This window comes from Megasphaera vaginalis (ex Bordigoni et al. 2020) (assembly GCF_900240295.1).
Taxonomy (GTDB): Bacteria; Bacillota; Negativicutes; order Veillonellales; family Megasphaeraceae; genus Megasphaera; species Megasphaera vaginalis.
Map to the genome: position 1 here is coordinate 195,393 of NZ_OEQB01000003.1, position 15,950 is coordinate 211,342.

Below are 15,950 nucleotides of genomic sequence, written 5' to 3' on the forward strand. Positions count from 1 at the left end.
CTCAGTTAACACGAGGTTTTCGGAAGAGTGCCATGGAGAAAGGAAATAAAAATTTCAAATTTCTTTTTTCTTATTTTTATTTTTACTTATATAATATAATGAATTCTTTCTCGGTTGTTTGTTGTATCCGAAAAGCAGTGTAGTTTTTTGTGTGAGTCATTTCCATATTTTTCGGTTTTACTCACACTTGCCCCTGCCGTCATTCTTGAGCGGTATCAAGCATACATGAAGAAAAGAAACATAAAAAAAGATTATTATGAGTAGCGAAGAATCCGGCATAGGATAATCGAAATCGCATAGTTAACACCTGCATTTCCTGCCTGGATTCTTCACTCTGAGTCATTTCCTTTTGTTACATTACAATCATACCGATTTTTACCACCGTTCAAGAATGACAGGCAGGTATTTAGTGCCGTTCTGTAAAAAACGTTCTTTCGTTTTTGCTCCAACCTACCCCTTTCGTCAACCTGTCGGTTGACACTTTAGCCAAGGCAAAGCGTCTCACTCACTTTTACAGCGTCGCTCCGCTCCGTCACAAGTTTCCCTGCGCTGCTTCCGCCCATGTAAAAGGCGTATCTCGATCCGGCCGTGCTGTCGGCAGGCTTATCCCTTGACCGAAATAACCCACTGAATATTCCCATATCTCATCACGCTCCTTCCTGTTTGACGCATGAAAAAAGCACCTGCCTGTGTAATCAGGCAGATGCTTTCTCTTATATCGATTTCCTCTCCCTTAAAATGTCCATAATATTAAGGGAAAGTTATTCTTCTTAAGGGAATGCTACTTTATTCTGTAGTAGCAGGTGCTTTTGCCGCTTCCCTTGCGTCTCAGTTCGCCGGAAGCCACCAGCTTGCGCAGCGCTCCCTCTACGGAACTGACGCTGAGAGACGGACAAAGTTCCCGAATATCCTGTTTGGTAAAACGACCTATCTTGTTTTGCGCTGCAAGCCGCACTATATCCAGTGCGGATCGTTTGATTTCCACAAGGGAGAAACGGTCCTCAAAATCCCTGTAGGCCGCAAGGATCGTTCCAAGAAGGTATTTGATAAACGGGACAGGATCATCTGCTCCCTCATGCCAACCATCCTGTGACGCAGACAGCGCATCATAATATAAATCCTTATTCTTAGCGATCTTCGCTTCCAAAGAAATATATTTTCCGACATAGAATCCGCTTCTGTATAAAAGGAGCGTTGTAAGCAATCTGCTCATACGCCCGTTTCCGTCATTAAACGGATGGATACAAAGAAAATCGTGTATAAAAACAGGAATCGCAATCAGCGGTTCAAGTTCCATATTCCCGATAACACGGTTGTATTCCTCGCACAGCTTGTCCAGCGCAGCCGGCGTCTCGAAAGGCGCAACCGGAGTAAAGAGCGTTTCCCTATGCCCGTCCGGATAAGTCGCACTGATATAGTTCTGTACTGTTTTCGTCCTTCCTGCCACGGGATTATTCATGTGGCTATAGAGGATTTTGTGCAGTTGAAGAATATAGTTCTGTGTAATAGGGATTGCATCAAAGCTCTCGTGAATGATACCAAGCACATCCCTGTAACCTGCGATTTCCTGCTCATCCCGGTTCCTTGGTATTGTTTTCTCTTCAACAAGCTGCCTGATGCGTGTGTTCGTGGTAACAATCCCTTCGATGGCATTTGATGCCTCGGTACTCTGCACCTTGGCTATCTCCACCAATTTCTCAAGTTCCTCCGGTCTCTGCTTCAGATACATCTCCTGTTTTCCGGCCTCTTTGTATATGGCGGCGATAAGCCCCAGCAGATCGGAATCCCACTTTTTATCCCGAATCAATGAGTAGTTGAACACTCTCATTTCCTTACCTCCCATCTTTTACCCTTAAATTTTAGTATATTATAAGGTAAAAATCAAGATATTAAGGGAATAAACCCTTAATATTTCTTTCCATTTAAGGTCAAATATGTAGAGGTCATATGAATAAAATACCGCGGCTGTCGTAGACCGAGGCAGTATTGTCATTTCCGCAGCGTATTGCGCGGTCAAGAGCCATGATGGTCGCAATTGCCCCGTCAATCTTTTCCGTGGATTTTTCCTTATCGGCTTTAATATTCCCAGCCGGGTCGGTGCGGATGAAGATGTTGTCCATATTCCACCGAAGGACAGGGTGTCCGCCGTGGGCGATGCGTCCTTCCAATGTAAGCTTCATGAATTCTTTGGTTGGAGGACTCATATCCTTGAACCCTTGTCCAAATGGAACAACGGTAAAGCCCATTCCCTCGAGGTTCTGCACCATCTGCACCGCGCCCCAGCGGTCAAAGGCAATCTCCCGTATATTAAACCTTGTGCCAAGCTCTTCGATAAATTTCTCAATAAAGCCGTAATGAACAACATTTCCCTCCGTGGTCATAAGCAAGCCCTGACGCTCCCACAGGTCGTAGGGAACATGATCGCGCTTTACCCGAAGGTCAAGAGTATCCTCCGGCACCCAGAAGTACGGCAGGATACTGTATTTGTCCTCCTCATCCTGCGGAGGGAATACCAGCACAAACGCCGTGATGTCCGTGGTACTTGAAAGGTCAAGCCCGCCGTAACAGATTCGCCCTTCCAGATCGTCCTCGCTCACAGCGAAGGAACAGGCATCCCACCTGTCCATCGGCATCCATCTGACGGATTGTTTCACCCACTGGTTAAGACGCAGCTGCCTGAAAGCGTTCTCCTCGCCGGGATTCTGCTTTGCGGAGTCGCAGGCGGCTTTTACCTTGTCAATGCCAACCGTGATACCGAGCGAGGGATTTGCCTTTTTCCACACGGCGGGATCAGTCCAGTCCTCCGACTCGTCCGCACCATAGATAACAGGATAGAAGGTCGAATCGATTTTCCTTCCGCTCATGATGTCGAGAGCCTTCTCATGCTGTTCATAGCAGATGGAATGCGTATCATTGCCTGCCGTGGTAATGAGGAAGAACAGCGGCTGCATCCTCGCATCGCCGGAGCCCTTGGTCATGACGTCAAACAGCTTTCTGTTCGGCTGGGTATGCAGTTCATCGAAGATAACGCCGTGGGTATTAAAGCCGTGCTTGTTCGCCACATCCGCCGAAAGCACCTGGTAAAAGCTGTGCGTGGGCAGATATTCGAGCCGTTTCTGCGATGCGAGTATCTTCACGCGCTTGGAAAGCGCAGGACAGAACCGCACCATATCCACAGCGACATCGAAAACAATCTTTGCCTGGTTCCTGTCCGCGGCGCAACCGTAGACCTCGGCTCGTTCCTCGCCATCGCCGCAGGTGAGCAGGAGCGCCACAGCCGCCGCAAGTTCCGACTTGCCTTGCTTTTTCGGAATCTCAATATATGCGGTACTGAACTGCCTGTAGCCGTTTTTCTTTATCACACCGAACAGGTCGCGGATTATCTGCTCCTGCCAGTCGATAAGCTCGAAGGGCTTTCCCGCCCATGTGCCTTTGGTATGGCACAGCTGCTCGATGAACATCACGGCATAATCAGCGAGGTTCTTGTCATAGCGGGAGGTATCCGCCATGAACTTGGTAGGCTTATATTTCTTCAGTTTCCGTACTGCCAACGGCGTCTCCTCCTTCCGAAAATGGCATAAAAACAGCCGCATCTCTGCGACTTTCTAAAATCTGTCTGTACGAGAGACAGAGCCTTGCGGCCCGTCCCTTTTGCTGTTTTTTCTCTGTGTCTTACTGCTGCATCGCCCAGGCGATTGCGTGGCCTTCATCCTCAAACTCGACCTCGCTGACCGCCGCCAGTCCGATGGTGCTTTCGCAAGTCTTCCTGCCGTCTTCGAGGTACTCGTAAACCGCTCCGAAATAGGAAGGCTTGTTCTGCCCATTGTAGTAGTACCCGGCAAGCAGCACCTTATCTCCGAAGTTCAGCATCTTGCTTCGGCGGCATTCCATGTCCTCCGGCGTGGTGGGATTCGACAGCCTGTATTTTCTCATTCCTTCGTTGATTGTCATCATCGTATCCTCCGTTTCTTTCGGCATGTACATATATCACTACGGATATACCAGCAAGTCTTTTCTGTAGTTTTTCAAAGAAATATGCAGAATTATTCCTCGCCGGTGAGGATGAATCGGATGTATTCCTTTCGGTTTTCCTTAAGGTAATTTACCAGTTCATAGAAACCCATTTCATAAGCAATCCGCTGAACAGCATTCACATCAAACATATTGGTAAGCGCGGTATCTCGCACGGCAAGAATCTGCTTCCTTATTTTCATATCCATCAGTCGCACCTCCTGCATAAATCCTCGCCGTAAGCGATGGATAGCCCGCAGCCGTTATCCCAGCGAACCATAATGGAGCCGATATCATCCACGCCGATAACCGTGCCTTTGGTTCCAATCGGCGGAGCCTGCACATCCTCCATCCGTACCAGTTCCACCCGTGTTCCTGCAGGATACTCCCTGCGGATGCGGTCGACCGTTTCCTTATTCGGAAATCTCATGGTCAGCGCCTCCGTTCTTGAATGCCGAAGACCCTGTGAGGTTCTTCAGCAGGATTTTCCGCTCGGCCTTGTACTCCGCACCGATGAATCCCAGCCGCAGGAGGAAGCAGCGGAATGCGTACTTCTCGTTGTCCACATCCTTTTCCGTGGCGATCACTCGCTTGGCATTTCTGCTCATCTCGCAGAGCGCGGCAATGAAATGCGTGCAGGCCTTCACCGAATCCGCGTCCGGCAGTTCCGCAAACCAGGGGAAGGAAACCCTGTCCTCCTTGACCTCGATTCGGAGGTCCTCTATGCCGAGAGCCTTTCGGATGAGCGTTCCCTTGGCATCCAACAGCTTGGTGAGGTTGCCCACCGAAACCTTATCGAGCAAAATCTCCACCGTAAGGCCTCCTGTTTCGCCCTGTGGCGCATTTTCTTCGGCTTCGGATACTTTCTCAACCTCCGCATCCGCGCCATCCTGCGGCTCACAGTCGAAGCCTGCGGCGGCGATGGCTTCAATCACCTGCTCGACCTCCTCGCTGTCGGCACGATCGTCAAATTCGAGTGTGCCGTCCTTGGTGACCGTAAGGTAATCGATTTCGTAATTGCAGGTCGGCATGAATTTGTATTCCGCCTTCGCTCCCGTGGTGTCGGAGATGACCTTGACCAGTTTCTTGCGCCGTGCGCCTGTGACGTTGTACTTTACTTGCATTGCGTTTACCTCCGCTTTCGCTTGATTTTCTGTGCCTTGCGGCTGTTATATACATCACTCTAAAGCCCTAAAATAGCAAGCGAATAACGGGATTTTCTTTGTAGAATTATCGCCAGAATATCAGACTCGGAACTGTGAGTAGTACACAATGCCTGACAGCACGAAAACAGCGCACGGGAGTGCGATACCGTTGCCCCACATCTTATATTCGGCGGAGTCCGTATGCGGATCGGAGAGCCACTTGATTATCTGCTTGTCCGTTTTCGGTTTGGATGCGCCGGACACGACATTCCTGTGCGTTTCAAAAACATCCCTCCAGGAAGCAAGCTCCTCATCGGTCGGATCATCCGTTCCGAGGTCAGCGCACCACCAGTCCGGGAATCCCTGCAGCCTTGCACACTCGGTGGGAGTGAGCCTTCGTACGATGTAATACGGCTCCTCGATTACGGTCGGCGGATCTTTGTAATCCGTAGCGACCAGCGTATTCGCCACATCTTCCTCAGTCTCTGTGTGGTAGGAATTCTTGCTCGTGGTATAGACGGGATGAGCGACAGCGCCGGGACCTTTTGCCACCATAGTCGGCTCGACCTCTTCCTCGATGGCAAGACCGAACCGCGCGTTCTGTCCCATGTTGTATGTCGCACGGTCTATGCCGTAAGCCACACCATGCTGTTCCGTAGCGTTTAAGGTATAGCTGACGTTCTCTTCAGAATAGCCGCTGCCCTTGTGGGAAGGTCTTGTGCCGTTTCCCTCGATGGCAACCACGGCAATGCCGCCCTGGTTGCATCCGGAATCTGCGCACCTTGTATCGAGCGTCCGAGAGGTTTCAGCCTCGTAAATCCCTGCGTGAGGATTATCTGAAAGCATCGCATGGCTTTTATCCGAACTGATGCCGTAGGCTTTGACCTCCACCACGGCCACGCCCCCTTGGTTGGAATTGGGAGCGTTGCCGCCTGTGTCGATGGTTCTTGCCGTATCGGTCTCATAGCAATTTTGCCTTGCATTCCGTGTGGCTTCGGATGTGAAACGCACATCGTAGGTTTTCGGCTTCTGCACTACAAGCGGCTGGTTGTTGCCGCCTGTTCCGAAGGTAGCAAGGACGGTCTGCGATTTATCAAGCGGTCCCGTGTATCTCGTGTCCTGCGAGTGATTCTCAAACATCAGCGCCGCAGGAACGACGCCGGCACGGAGTGTAGGGGATTTTTCTTCCTCATAGCCGATAGAACGGCTCTTTTCAGAGTGTTCCGTACAGAACCCCGCCGAACCCATGACCACAGGCGGATGATGCGCCTCTGCTCGTAACGTTCCCGTCACATCCTCAGTGATATCCATACGCTGCCCGCCTTGGTCATTCAGGCAAATACCGCCTGCCTCTCCAATGCCGCTTTCAGCACCTCCGGCAGTTCCTTGCCACGCTTTGAAGCCCTCGAAAGGATGCCCTGACAGGCCTTCGGACTCAAATAATATCTTTCCGGCACACAGTCCATCAAAATCTGCGACAAGGTAGATGCGTTTTCTTCTCTGGGGAACTCCCCAGTATTGAGCATCAAATACCCTCCATGCGACTGAGAAACCGTCTGCCAGGACAAGTCCTGCGTTCGGCCATTTGTCATATCGAGGAATATCAGCTTTGTTTTCTTTGACCGAGCAGACCGCTTCGAGGACTGCTCTGAAATCCTCGCCCTTGTTTGAGGAGAATGCGCCTGTGACGTTCTCCCAGATGATGTATTTCGGATATTCGCCATTGGTAGCCTCCCTCATTTCTTTGACGATCCTGATTGCCTCATAAAAAAGAGAAGACCGACAACCTCTCAGACCTTCCCGTTTGCCCGCTATGCTCATGTCCTGGCAAGGCGAGCCGAATGTGATAATGTCAACCGGCTCTATTTTGCCGCCGTCCATCTTTGATACGTCGCCGTAGCGCTTTACCTGCGGAAAACGCTTTGTGGTTACCCTGATTGGGAAAGGCTCTACCTCTGAAGCCCACACGGGCACCACTCCGGAGATAAGCCCCGCAAGCGGAAATCCCCCGCTTCCATCAAAGAGGGAGCCGAGTTTCATTTTACTCTCCATCCGGCGCCTCCAGTTCCGCATAGTTGTATATCTTGCCGTCCCTCTCTACGGAAACCTTGTCCGCGGAGCCGACCTGCTCGATATACCTCTTCACGATGACATCGCAGTATTTCTCATCCAGTTCTATGGTGGCGCAGTTCCTGTCCGTCTGTTCGCAGGCAATCAGCGTGGAACCGCTGCCGCCGAACGGATCGAGTACGAGTGTGTTGCTCATGGATGAATTCTGAATCGGATATGCCAAAAGCGGTATGGGCTTCATGGTCGGATGATCCGTATTCTTTTTTGTTTTCTCAAACTCCCATATCGTGGTCTGCTTGCGGTCGGAGTACCATTGGTGCCTGCCTTTTTTCTTCCAGCCGAAAAGGCAAGGCTCGTGTTGCCATTGGTAAGGGGAGCGTCCAAGTACAAGACTTGGTTTCTTCCAGATACAACAGCCGGAGAGATAAAATCCCGCGTCCGAGAATGCCTTTCTGAAATTCAGACCTTCTGTATCCGCATGGAACACATAGATGGACGCATCGTCCGCCATGACCTTTTCAATTTTGGAAAAGGCATCGAAGAGGAACTGATAGAACTTCTCGTCAGCCAGGTTGTCATTCTTGATTTTTCCGGCAGCCCCTTCGTAGTCCACATTGTAGGGAGGATCGGTAACCACGAGGTTTGCTTTTCGTCCCTGCATGAGCGTATCAAAGGTTTCCGCTTTCGTGGAGTCGCCGCAGACCAGTCTGTGCCGTCCGAGCGTCCACACATCGCCGCTCTTGGAGAAAGTTGGCTTTTCCAGTTCCTCATCTACATCGAAATCGTCCTCCTGCACATCGGAATCGTCTCCAAACAGGCCGGCAATCTCCACCTCGTCAAAGCCCGTGAGGGAAAGGTCAAAAGCCTCTGCCTGCAGAGCTTCGATCTCAACTCGCAGAAGTTCTTCGTCCCAGCCGGCGTCCATCGCCATACGGTTGTCGGCAATGATGTAGGCTTTCTTCTGCGCCTCGGTAAGATAATCCACAAGCACACAGGGTACTTCCTTGATACCCTCCTCCTTGGCGGCGAAGATGCGGCCGTGACCTGCGATAACATTGAAATCCCTGTCGATAATCACAGGATTGATGAATCCGAACTCCCGCAAAGAAGCCCGGAGTTTATTGATCTGCTCCGGGCTGTGCGTTCTTGCGTTATTGATATAGGGTATCAGCCTGTCAATCGGTACAAGCTGCATTTCGGTTGTCGTTTTCATCGTATCAGCCCCCATTCCGCAAACTTCTCAAAACCGCCGAGACCTGAGATGTATTTCCTTGCGGTCTCCACGATCTCCGAATACGGAGTGCCGCCCACGGTGTCATCACCGATGGAACAGGAAAGCTCCACAACCGTTCCCGTTTCCTGTGCTTTGAGCCATGCCCAAATGTTCACGGACACATCAGCCTTGGACAGGTCTTTGCCGTGCAGGCCGCCGCCCGTGACGGAATCGCCCATATCAGAACCGAGTTTTCTGTTGGTGGCGCCCGAGTCCACATCCGTGCCGCCCGTCCAGTTGCCGAGGGGATTGACTACGGCTTTTTTATATGTTTTCTTCAGCTGCTGCGTTTCGGCTTTGCTCTGGCAGATAGTCAGGTTATCGCCGTCAAGAATATACTTACCGTCATACGGATGCTTCCCGTAAATGTCGGCGGCAATCCCTGTCAGCTTTTTCTGTTCCTCCGTCACAGGCACGCCTTTGAAGATGCCGTTGTCTCCACAGCGGAAACCGTCATCCTGGTTTCGGGAGAGGTGGCCGTCCTGCGGAACTTCCTGAACGCTGATTTTTACATTTCCCACGATTCGCTGAACGATAGATGTAATATCGCCCTTCGGAATATGCACGGAAGTTTCCGTGATAATGTGACACATTCCATGACCGAGCAGGACTTCCACGGCAATCTTCGGATTTTCTTCTTTTCTGTATGCGGTATCCACGATTGCCCCGGCGATACGGTCGGCAAGTTTATCCGGATGCGCAGGATTCACTTTCTCAAACATCGTTCATTCCCTTTCTGGCTCTTAGGAGCCGTTCCATCACATCGTCCTGCGGATTCGTTCTGCCGAACTCCGTGGAGCAGTTTTCTTTGACTATCTGGAATATCTCGTTCCACAGGCGGTTCGCCTGGTTCATGTAATTTATCCCGATATTGATAAACGGCGAGGTGATAGGCTTGCCTGTAGTCGGATGCTTGGATAGGTATCCGAGTTTGGTGGTCATCTCCTCGCACTGAATCCACCGTGCAGAACACATGGCATAGCGTTCGAGCAGTTGCGGCGATACGGCTTTTGCTACACCGAGATCATCAAGCCACTCCCAAGTTTCCCTGTATATCTCCGCAGCGAAGAGCGTGGAGCCGTCATGCTGTCGAGCCGATAAGAACTCGTGAGGCTCCGGCATATCCTCGCCCTGCGTGTCCGGGATGTTCAGCACCTCCAGCTTTCTGCCGCCGGGATTCCCGTTTTCCTGTTTCTCACGGACGGCGGTTTTCTTACGGCCCGCACCCGGACGCTTGCCGCCTCTGCCGCCCGTATTATTTGATTTTGTCGGCACCGTTCCCACCGCCTTCCTACATAAATTTTGAGCGACCACAGACGGCCGCCCTTATTACCCTTTTGAAATTGCTTTTTTCGTTCGCGTTGCCCCGCACCGTTTTCCGCATGGAAGGCTCGTAGAGATTTGACCGCCCCTACCGGTCACCGCGCTCTTTATGAATTTTCTCGTGACAGCTTCTGCATAAACTCATAAGGTTAGCCTCCTCATGCGTTCCGCCTTCCGAGAGAGGAATGATATGGTGGACTTCCTCCGCCTTGATGTATCTCTTGTTTGTAAGGCACATCTCACAGAGCGGATGCCGACCTATATATCTGTCACGGATTCTTTTCCAGGCTCTTCCGTATCGTTTGCCCGGGGAGTAACCGCGCTGAAACTTCTCGTAGCGCCTTTGCATTACTTTTTCATGTTTCTCGCAGTAAACACCACCGTCCGTTAGGTTGGGACAGCCGGGGTAACGGCATGGCCGTTTCGGTTTTCTTGGCATGCGCGCTTCCTTTCGCCCATAAGAAAAGCCCACGGGATTTCTCCTGTGAGGCCTTGTTCATCATTCAATTTTACTGATTTTACTATATCACATATGCCACAGTGGTATCTTGTTGCAAAGTGTTGCAAAACGTGCAGGTTTATATTTTGATCGGATTTTCCGGAAGAGTCACATGCAAAAGCGCGGATTCGTGCCAGCGGTAAACCGTTGTTCTGTCCGCGTGCAGTTCTTCCCCGATTCGCTCCCAAGTATAGTTATGAATATATCTGTAGCGAAGAACCAGCTGCTCATCAATATCCGGAATAGCTCCTATCACGCTCCGCATCTGTTTTTTTAGGTCGACCAGCCCGTTAATCTCATCATCTATCTTTTCCTGGAGTTCCCATACCTTCTCAAGGCTTTTTACAAAAGGAGCATCCGTAGGACGGTTCGGATTATAGTGTTCCTCAAATCCGGGAGAGTGGGCGGAACACACCATTTCTCTTAGAGTTTCCATTTCCGCTATATCTGAATTTATCCTATGATCCAGACGATATGCCTGGTAAAAATATTCCTTTACTGTCATGAGATTTCTTCCTCCTTGAGTTTCGTAAGCAGCATTTCTCCATCAAAGGATGTGAGCAATGCGTACCAATCGGAACGAAAGAACCTCTCGAGGTCTTCTGCCATGAGCTTCGCGTCTTTGTTCTTCGGGTAATGTTTCAGTTTTTTCCTTGCCGCGCGATAATCCTTCACCGCCTGCAGGATGATGGCGCAAGCAAGGTTCTCATAGGAACTCATCATCTTTTCACCGCCAGATTCGCCCTGACAGCGTCAATCAGCGCATTCTGAGTTTTCTCTTTTTTACGAAGCGCCTTCATGACCTGTTCATCAATCGTGTCTTTGGCGATGATGTGATGAATAATGACCGTTTCCGTCTGTCCCTGCCTGTAAATTCTCGCGTTCGTCTGCTGATACAGTTCGAGACTCCATGTAAGCCCAAACCATATAAGCGTGGAACCGCCGGCCTGAAGATTCAATCCGTGACCTGCTGATGCCGGATGAATGGTGGCCGCGGGGATTTCTCCTGCGTTCCATTCTTCGATATCCCTGGATGTCCTAATCTCACGGACACAGAACCTTTCCTTAATTCGCTCTGCATCGTGCTGATACCAGTATGCGATGAGGACAGGCTTTCCATTCGCCGCTTCCAGAATATCTTCCAGCGCTTCAAGTTTTCGGTCATGGATGCGGATCACATTCTTGTCCTCGTCATAGACCGATCCGTTTGCCATATGCAGAAGTTTCCCGGAAAGAACGGCCGCATTCGCCGCATCTATTTCCTTGTCCTTGATTTTCGCCACCATGTCTTTTTTGAATCGTTCATACACTTCCGTTTCCTTCTCGTCCATGCGCACCGGGACTTCATTGATCACGCAATCAGGGAGTTTGAGATAATCGCATGATTTCATGGAAATCGTGATGTCTGATATTTTCTGATAGATGGCTTCCTCCGCTCCCGGAAGCGGCTTATATGAAAAGATGATCTCGCCGTTTCGTTTATCCGGAGTAAAGTAGGCGTTTCTGTAACGAGTGATGTACCTTCCCAGTCTTTCTCCAAAATCGAGAATGCGAAACTCCGCCCATAAATCCATAAGTCCGTTGCTTGAGGGAGTTCCTGTAAGTCCCACGATTCGTTTCACCTTTGGCCTTACCTTTAAGAGACTTTTAAACCGTTTCGCCTGATTGGACTTAAAGGATGACAGTTCGTCTATCACTACCATATCGAAGTCAAACGGAATGCCGCTCTTCGTGATAAGCCAGTCCACATTTTCTCGGTTGATGATATAGATATCCGCCGTTTGCATAAGAGCCGCTTTGCGCTCCGCCTCCGATCCGACCGCCACGGAATACATAAGCCCTTCAAGGTGATCCCATTTTTTGATCTCCGATGGCCATGTGTTTTTCGCCACTCTAAGCGGCGCGATAACAAGCGTTTTTCTTATAAGAAATCGGTCCAGGCACAGGTCAAACAGAGCGGTAAGCGTAATAGCGGTCTTGCCTAACCTAAGCCCATATCAAGAAATATCGCGGCAATCGGATGCGTTTCGATATAGTCGCTCACGTACCGCTGATAATCATGCGCTATGAACTTCATTCGGCATCACCTCCCGTCTGTATATTTTTTATTACTCCTTCAATTTGCTCCGGTTCGTCAATCACGTAGACCTGAAAGCCAAGACTCTGCAGCTGCTTTATGCGTTTTGCCTGCAAAGGTCTCGGCTTTTTCCCCGGAGCTTTTACTTCCGCAAAAGCCACGCGGCCTTTTGGAAACAGGATGATGCGGTCAGGCACGCCGTCAAGACCGGGACTTACAAACTTAGGAGCAAGACCGCCCGACTTCCTTACTGCCTCCACCAGCTTCTTTTCAATATCTCTTTCCCGTAAAGAGTTCATCCGCAGCCTCCCTTGCCATTTCAATGATCTTTTTGTCCACACCATTTCTCGGCGCATCCTCTACATTATTTCCGTAAAACACATCGGTATATTCATTTGAGATATTCGGATAATCACAGAACATGTTATCCTCAGCTTTTGAACAGACTTCATCGATCCTGTTCATTGCCCGCATCAATTTATCCTGGTCTGCCGCGGATAGCACATAGCCGATAGCGGTGCGCATTTTCGCTCCTAGGTTCTTAAACAGGCGCATCTCAGCTCCCGCTTTCATGTATCTTTCCATTGTTCTTTCTTTTTTGCTTACCATGATGATTCCTCCGTTTATTTAGGACGGGACGGACAAGCGGCCAAAAATCCCTATACGCGCGAAATACACGTGTTACGGGTACGCTATAGTTAATAAATAATGATTTGATTTAATATAGAAATTCCTGTCCTGTCCGTCCCATCCTGTCCCAATCCGCTGTTTTCAAGGGGACAACTTTTTGACGGCGGGACAACCCATGATAAGTTGTCCCGGCAGCTTGTCCCTTCCCATTACTCCTTCCGCTCGTAAATCCGCTGCCTGCCGTAAATCGGTACGCGCTTTCGCTCTTCCTTCTTCTCCCAGTCTTTAAGCCGTTTCATGATGGCGGCTATAGCATAGCTGTCGGATGATTTGATATCCTCCTTCGGTTTGCCAAAGCACTCGCACCAGATTTCAAGGTTCGATACCTCCATGCGTCTCCTCACTCCTTCCGGCCTTGTAGGATCGGAAGGATCACGGAAATAGTCCCTTCTGCGGTACATATCCATATCGTCCCAGGCTTCTGGTAATAACATGTCAAGATACTCACGCACGATCCCTTCACGGTCATCCTGCTCCATCGCTTCACGCTGCTCTTCCCGGGCATATGTCTCCAGGGATGGATCAAGATATAGCTTTTCACCCGCCTTAGCCAGCAAAATGACCTCCGCCCAGATTTGCTCCACCACTTCCTTCGTCATGTCCCACGGCTTATATTTGCTCCTGCCGGACGCTTTCACGTTCCAGAAACGGCGGTTCCCGGTGACGTCACGCAGATAACCGTTCTCGGAATTTGTCGTGCCAAAGAAGACGCACTGCCTCGGATGAGGCGTGACGCGCTTGCCGAAACTGGCGCGGTACTTGTCATCGCACCGTGATACAAAGGATTTCACCTTATCGAGGTCGGCCTTCTTCATTCCGGCAAGTTCTCCAATCTCATGAATCCAGTAGCCCTGCAGTTTCTCCGCCGCTGTTTTATCATTCATATCGGAAAGCGTCAGGCTGTCGGAAAACCACTCCATGCCAAGATTCGAAATGAAGGTCGATTTTCCGATTCCCTGCGCTCCGTTGAACACAGGAAGATAATCGAACTTAATTCCGGGATGGTAAACGCGCATATACGCGGCGCACAGTGTCTTCCGGCAGACGGCGCGGATGTAGTCGTTATCGTCCGCGCCGAAATAGTCGATGAATAAGGTGTCAACGCGTTTTTCACCGTCCCAGGGAGGCAGTGCCTCGAAATACAGTCTGATTGGATGATAGGAACGGTCATCCGCCACCTTAGTCACGGCGATGTCATAGTTTCTCTGCGAGAATGTGCCGTAATGATCGTCCACGTAACAGATCAGTTGCGCGTCATCTGCGTCCCGCCAGAACTTCGCCGGATGCTGCCACGGCACATCGCCTTTAATCTCAAGCCCGTCCGCCAGCTGATTAAACACGATATTTTTCAGCAGCGGATCGTTTTGCATGATGAGTTTCGCGTTATACAGGGAGTTTTCCAAAACCGCCCCTTTCGATGTATAGCGCAGCTTTTTCTTCCAGTCGTCGACATAGGAAAAGTCCTCTTCCGCCTCTGACAACTTCTCGTTTGCGGCAGCCACCTTTACTTCGTCCTGCTGCATAGCAAACTCGCACATTTCCTTAAAAGATTCCTTATCATCAAAATCGCCGAACTTATGGATGCGGACGATATCAAAGGCGTTACAGAGCTTCAGATAGGCGGGATCCTTGGCGTGGTGGGAATACACAAATTTATCCTCGATGATTTCCACTCCCGCCATACTGGATGACGTTATAAGATGCCAGCGGTTCTCATTATCCGTCGGTTCATAGACATCGGAAAGGAAATCCTCCAGCGCTCGGGAGATTGGAAAATAGACTCTATTGAATAGGCCGACCGTTCCATCTTTTGCAAGTGGCTCCTTCACCTTTTCCTTTGTCACCTGATTTGCCTTGCTCTCACGAGACGATGTCGGAAGCCTTGTGGGATCCGTCCACTCCGGGTGAGCGGATAAAATATCATCAGGGTTCAGCCAGTCCTTCTCCGTTTCCTTAAACACGAATACGCCGTTTTGCGGAGAGGACGGCCAGTACATCAGCTGATTAGGCTGATAGGAACATTCATCGAAGAAATCGATACCGAGCATCTCAGCAAGATACCTTGATACGGCGACAAACTCTTCCGTTGTCACATCCCTTGTCAGCGGAAACACAAGACGCACCCTCGGATTCTCCGGGGTGCTGGAATGTGTCGTATACAGGCAGGAAGCATAGGGCGCGCTTTTTTCATAATCAGCAAGAAACGTTTTATCGATCCGGTCTCCGTCAAGCGCAATCATGGAACGAAGCTCCACGGTATCCACCTTGCGGCGGCCGCCTCTCAGCACGCCGCCCACAAAGCCTCCGTGGTCTTTTGCGATATCACGCTGCGCCCTGCTCATCTTGGCGTATTCCTCCGCCGACTCCGTTGTGCGAATGGTCACCTTAAGCCGCGCTTTCAAGTCATCATAGCTTATGGTTTTGTTCACCCATTTTTTCGCCTGACGGTTATTCCCATAGGCGATGGCAAGATCCCTCATTTTTCCTCCACCTCCTGGAATTTACTGTTGAAATACCTGACCTTCTGTCTGCGTTTCTTCGCTTTCTCAATTTCAATTCTCATTCCCCGGGTAATTTCGTTTCCAAATACCCAGACCTCCTGGCATTTACCCATCAGGACAATGTCCATGAAAATGGCGATTCTCCTGTCCTCTTCGTTAGTGTCATCCATAAAAGGAAACAGCAGATGCGCCGTCAGCGGAATATTCCCTTTGTCATAGGCATACTTCGCGAAAGCGGCCGCCCTTTTCGTATTCTCTTCCACGTCACCGGAATAAGGCGCGCAGATATATACCAGCGGGCGGAAGGCGGGTTTTTCTCCCGCCCTTGCCGTGTTGTTAAAAATTATCTTGCCTTCCATGC

The 15,950-nt window shown here is 50.3% G+C and carries 17 protein-coding genes and 1 pseudogene; all 18 read right to left on the reverse strand.

What is annotated here, in order from left to right:
* Positions 1-781: 781 nt before the first annotated feature.
* Positions 782-1,843, reverse strand: a complete 1,062-nt coding sequence (locus tag C0977_RS05200) for a Fic family protein (RefSeq protein ID WP_234987578.1) — start codon at positions 1,841-1,843, stop codon at positions 782-784.
* A gap of 100 nt (positions 1,844-1,943) precedes the next feature.
* Positions 1,944-3,593 (reverse strand): terminase large subunit, encoded by a 1,650-nt coding sequence (locus C0977_RS05205; protein ID WP_353956563.1) that lies wholly within the window; start codon positions 3,591-3,593, stop codon positions 1,944-1,946.
* Between the two features lie 79 nt (positions 3,594-3,672).
* A complete protein-coding gene (locus tag C0977_RS05210; protein WP_225723632.1) occupies positions 3,673-3,954 on the reverse strand; it encodes a hypothetical protein in 282 nt (93 codons plus the stop codon).
* A gap of 89 nt (positions 3,955-4,043) precedes the next feature.
* Complete coding sequence (locus C0977_RS05215) at positions 4,044-4,220, reverse strand: DUF5049 domain-containing protein (RefSeq protein ID WP_044503757.1); 177 nt, start codon at positions 4,218-4,220, stop codon at positions 4,044-4,046.
* On the reverse strand, positions 4,220-4,441 hold the full coding sequence (locus C0977_RS05220; RefSeq protein WP_023054439.1) for a DUF4314 domain-containing protein: 222 nt from the start codon (positions 4,439-4,441) through the stop codon (positions 4,220-4,222). The genes C0977_RS05215 and C0977_RS05220 overlap by 1 nt, the downstream gene beginning before the upstream one ends.
* Positions 4,425-5,135 (reverse strand): virulence protein, encoded by a 711-nt coding sequence (locus C0977_RS05225; RefSeq protein WP_101912652.1) that lies wholly within the window; start codon positions 5,133-5,135, stop codon positions 4,425-4,427. Before C0977_RS05225 ends, C0977_RS05220 begins: the two co-directional genes overlap by 17 nt.
* 120 nt (positions 5,136-5,255) lie before the next feature.
* Positions 5,256-7,208 carry a DNA cytosine methyltransferase gene (locus C0977_RS05230; RefSeq protein WP_101912653.1) on the reverse strand — a complete coding sequence of 651 codons (1,953 nt, stop codon included), beginning with the start codon at positions 7,206-7,208 and terminating at the stop codon, positions 5,256-5,258.
* Positions 7,198-8,439 (reverse strand): site-specific DNA-methyltransferase, encoded by a 1,242-nt coding sequence (locus C0977_RS05235; RefSeq protein WP_101912728.1) that lies wholly within the window; start codon positions 8,437-8,439, stop codon positions 7,198-7,200. Before C0977_RS05235 ends, C0977_RS05230 begins: the two co-directional genes overlap by 11 nt.
* Positions 8,436-9,221 (reverse strand): S-adenosylmethionine synthetase N-terminal domain-containing protein, encoded by a 786-nt coding sequence (locus C0977_RS05240; RefSeq protein ID WP_023054449.1) that lies wholly within the window; start codon positions 9,219-9,221, stop codon positions 8,436-8,438. Before C0977_RS05240 ends, C0977_RS05235 begins: the two co-directional genes overlap by 4 nt.
* Entirely contained in the window at positions 9,214-9,774 is a 561-nt protein-coding gene (locus tag C0977_RS05245; protein WP_101912654.1) for a P27 family phage terminase small subunit, read from the reverse strand. Before C0977_RS05245 ends, C0977_RS05240 begins: the two co-directional genes overlap by 8 nt.
* Positions 9,775-9,910: 136 nt before the next feature.
* The gene (locus C0977_RS11265; protein ID WP_101912729.1) at positions 9,911-10,261 is read right to left on the reverse strand and encodes an HNH endonuclease; all 351 of its coding nucleotides are present in this window, start codon (positions 10,259-10,261) and stop codon (positions 9,911-9,913) included.
* A gap of 139 nt (positions 10,262-10,400) precedes the next feature.
* A complete protein-coding gene (locus C0977_RS05255) occupies positions 10,401-10,826 on the reverse strand; it encodes a DUF1492 domain-containing protein (protein WP_101912655.1) in 426 nt (141 codons plus the stop codon).
* Positions 10,823-11,044 carry a hypothetical protein gene (locus C0977_RS05260; RefSeq protein ID WP_101912656.1) on the reverse strand — a complete coding sequence of 74 codons (222 nt, stop codon included), beginning with the start codon at positions 11,042-11,044 and terminating at the stop codon, positions 10,823-10,825. The genes C0977_RS05255 and C0977_RS05260 overlap by 4 nt, the downstream gene beginning before the upstream one ends.
* A pseudogene (locus C0977_RS05265) lies at positions 11,041-12,398 on the reverse strand (SNF2-related protein). The gene C0977_RS05260 and the pseudogene C0977_RS05265 overlap by 4 nt, the downstream one beginning before the upstream one ends.
* Positions 12,395-12,742 carry a VRR-NUC domain-containing protein gene (locus C0977_RS05270; protein ID WP_234987579.1) on the reverse strand — a complete coding sequence of 116 codons (348 nt, stop codon included), beginning with the start codon at positions 12,740-12,742 and terminating at the stop codon, positions 12,395-12,397. The pseudogene C0977_RS05265 and the gene C0977_RS05270 overlap by 4 nt, the downstream one beginning before the upstream one ends.
* Positions 12,669-13,007, reverse strand: a complete 339-nt coding sequence (locus C0977_RS05275; RefSeq protein ID WP_023054517.1) for a hypothetical protein — start codon at positions 13,005-13,007, stop codon at positions 12,669-12,671. Before C0977_RS05275 ends, C0977_RS05270 begins: the two co-directional genes overlap by 74 nt.
* Before the next feature lie 230 nt (positions 13,008-13,237).
* Positions 13,238-15,568, reverse strand: coding sequence for a virulence-associated E family protein (locus tag C0977_RS05280; RefSeq protein ID WP_101912658.1), 2,331 nt, complete (start codon positions 15,566-15,568; stop codon positions 13,238-13,240).
* On the reverse strand, positions 15,565-15,948 hold the full coding sequence (locus C0977_RS05285; protein ID WP_101912659.1) for a DUF4406 domain-containing protein: 384 nt from the start codon (positions 15,946-15,948) through the stop codon (positions 15,565-15,567). The genes C0977_RS05280 and C0977_RS05285 overlap by 4 nt, the downstream gene beginning before the upstream one ends.
* Between the last annotated feature and the right edge of the window lie 2 nt (positions 15,949-15,950).

Excerpts from the sequence above, each read along its gene's own strand:
- C0977_RS05240 (WP_023054449.1), bottom strand. The coding sequence starts at position 9,221 with ATGTTTGAGAAAGTGAATCCTGCGCATCCGGATAAACTTGCCGACCGT.
- C0977_RS05210 (WP_225723632.1), bottom strand. The coding sequence starts at position 3,954 with ATGATGACAATCAACGAAGGAATGAGAAAATACAGGCTGTCGAATCCC.
- C0977_RS05215 (WP_044503757.1), bottom strand. The coding sequence starts at position 4,220 with ATGGATATGAAAATAAGGAAGCAGATTCTTGCCGTGCGAGATACCGCG.
- C0977_RS05255 (WP_101912655.1), bottom strand. The coding sequence starts at position 10,826 with ATGACAGTAAAGGAATATTTTTACCAGGCATATCGTCTGGATCATAGG.
- C0977_RS11265 (WP_101912729.1), bottom strand. The coding sequence starts at position 10,261 with ATGCCAAGAAAACCGAAACGGCCATGCCGTTACCCCGGCTGTCCCAAC.
- C0977_RS05235 (WP_101912728.1), bottom strand. The coding sequence starts at position 8,439 with ATGAAAACGACAACCGAAATGCAGCTTGTACCGATTGACAGGCTGATA.
- C0977_RS05225 (WP_101912652.1), bottom strand. The coding sequence starts at position 5,135 with ATGCAAGTAAAGTACAACGTCACAGGCGCACGGCGCAAGAAACTGGTC.
- C0977_RS05200 (WP_234987578.1), bottom strand. The coding sequence starts at position 1,843 with ATGGGAGGTAAGGAAATGAGAGTGTTCAACTACTCATTGATTCGGGAT.
- C0977_RS05260 (WP_101912656.1), bottom strand. The coding sequence starts at position 11,044 with ATGATGAGTTCCTATGAGAACCTTGCTTGCGCCATCATCCTGCAGGCG.
- C0977_RS05280 (WP_101912658.1), bottom strand. The coding sequence starts at position 15,568 with ATGAGGGATCTTGCCATCGCCTATGGGAATAACCGTCAGGCGAAAAAA.
- C0977_RS05285 (WP_101912659.1), bottom strand. The coding sequence starts at position 15,948 with ATGGAAGGCAAGATAATTTTTAACAACACGGCAAGGGCGGGAGAAAAA.
- C0977_RS05205 (WP_353956563.1), bottom strand. The coding sequence starts at position 3,593 with ATGCGGCTGTTTTTATGCCATTTTCGGAAGGAGGAGACGCCGTTGGCA.
- C0977_RS05220 (WP_023054439.1), bottom strand. The coding sequence starts at position 4,441 with ATGAGATTTCCGAATAAGGAAACGGTCGACCGCATCCGCAGGGAGTAT.
- C0977_RS05275 (WP_023054517.1), bottom strand. The coding sequence starts at position 13,007 with ATGGTAAGCAAAAAAGAAAGAACAATGGAAAGATACATGAAAGCGGGA.
- C0977_RS05230 (WP_101912653.1), bottom strand. The coding sequence starts at position 7,208 with ATGGAGAGTAAAATGAAACTCGGCTCCCTCTTTGATGGAAGCGGGGGA.
- C0977_RS05270 (WP_234987579.1), bottom strand. The coding sequence starts at position 12,742 with ATGGTGTGGACAAAAAGATCATTGAAATGGCAAGGGAGGCTGCGGATG.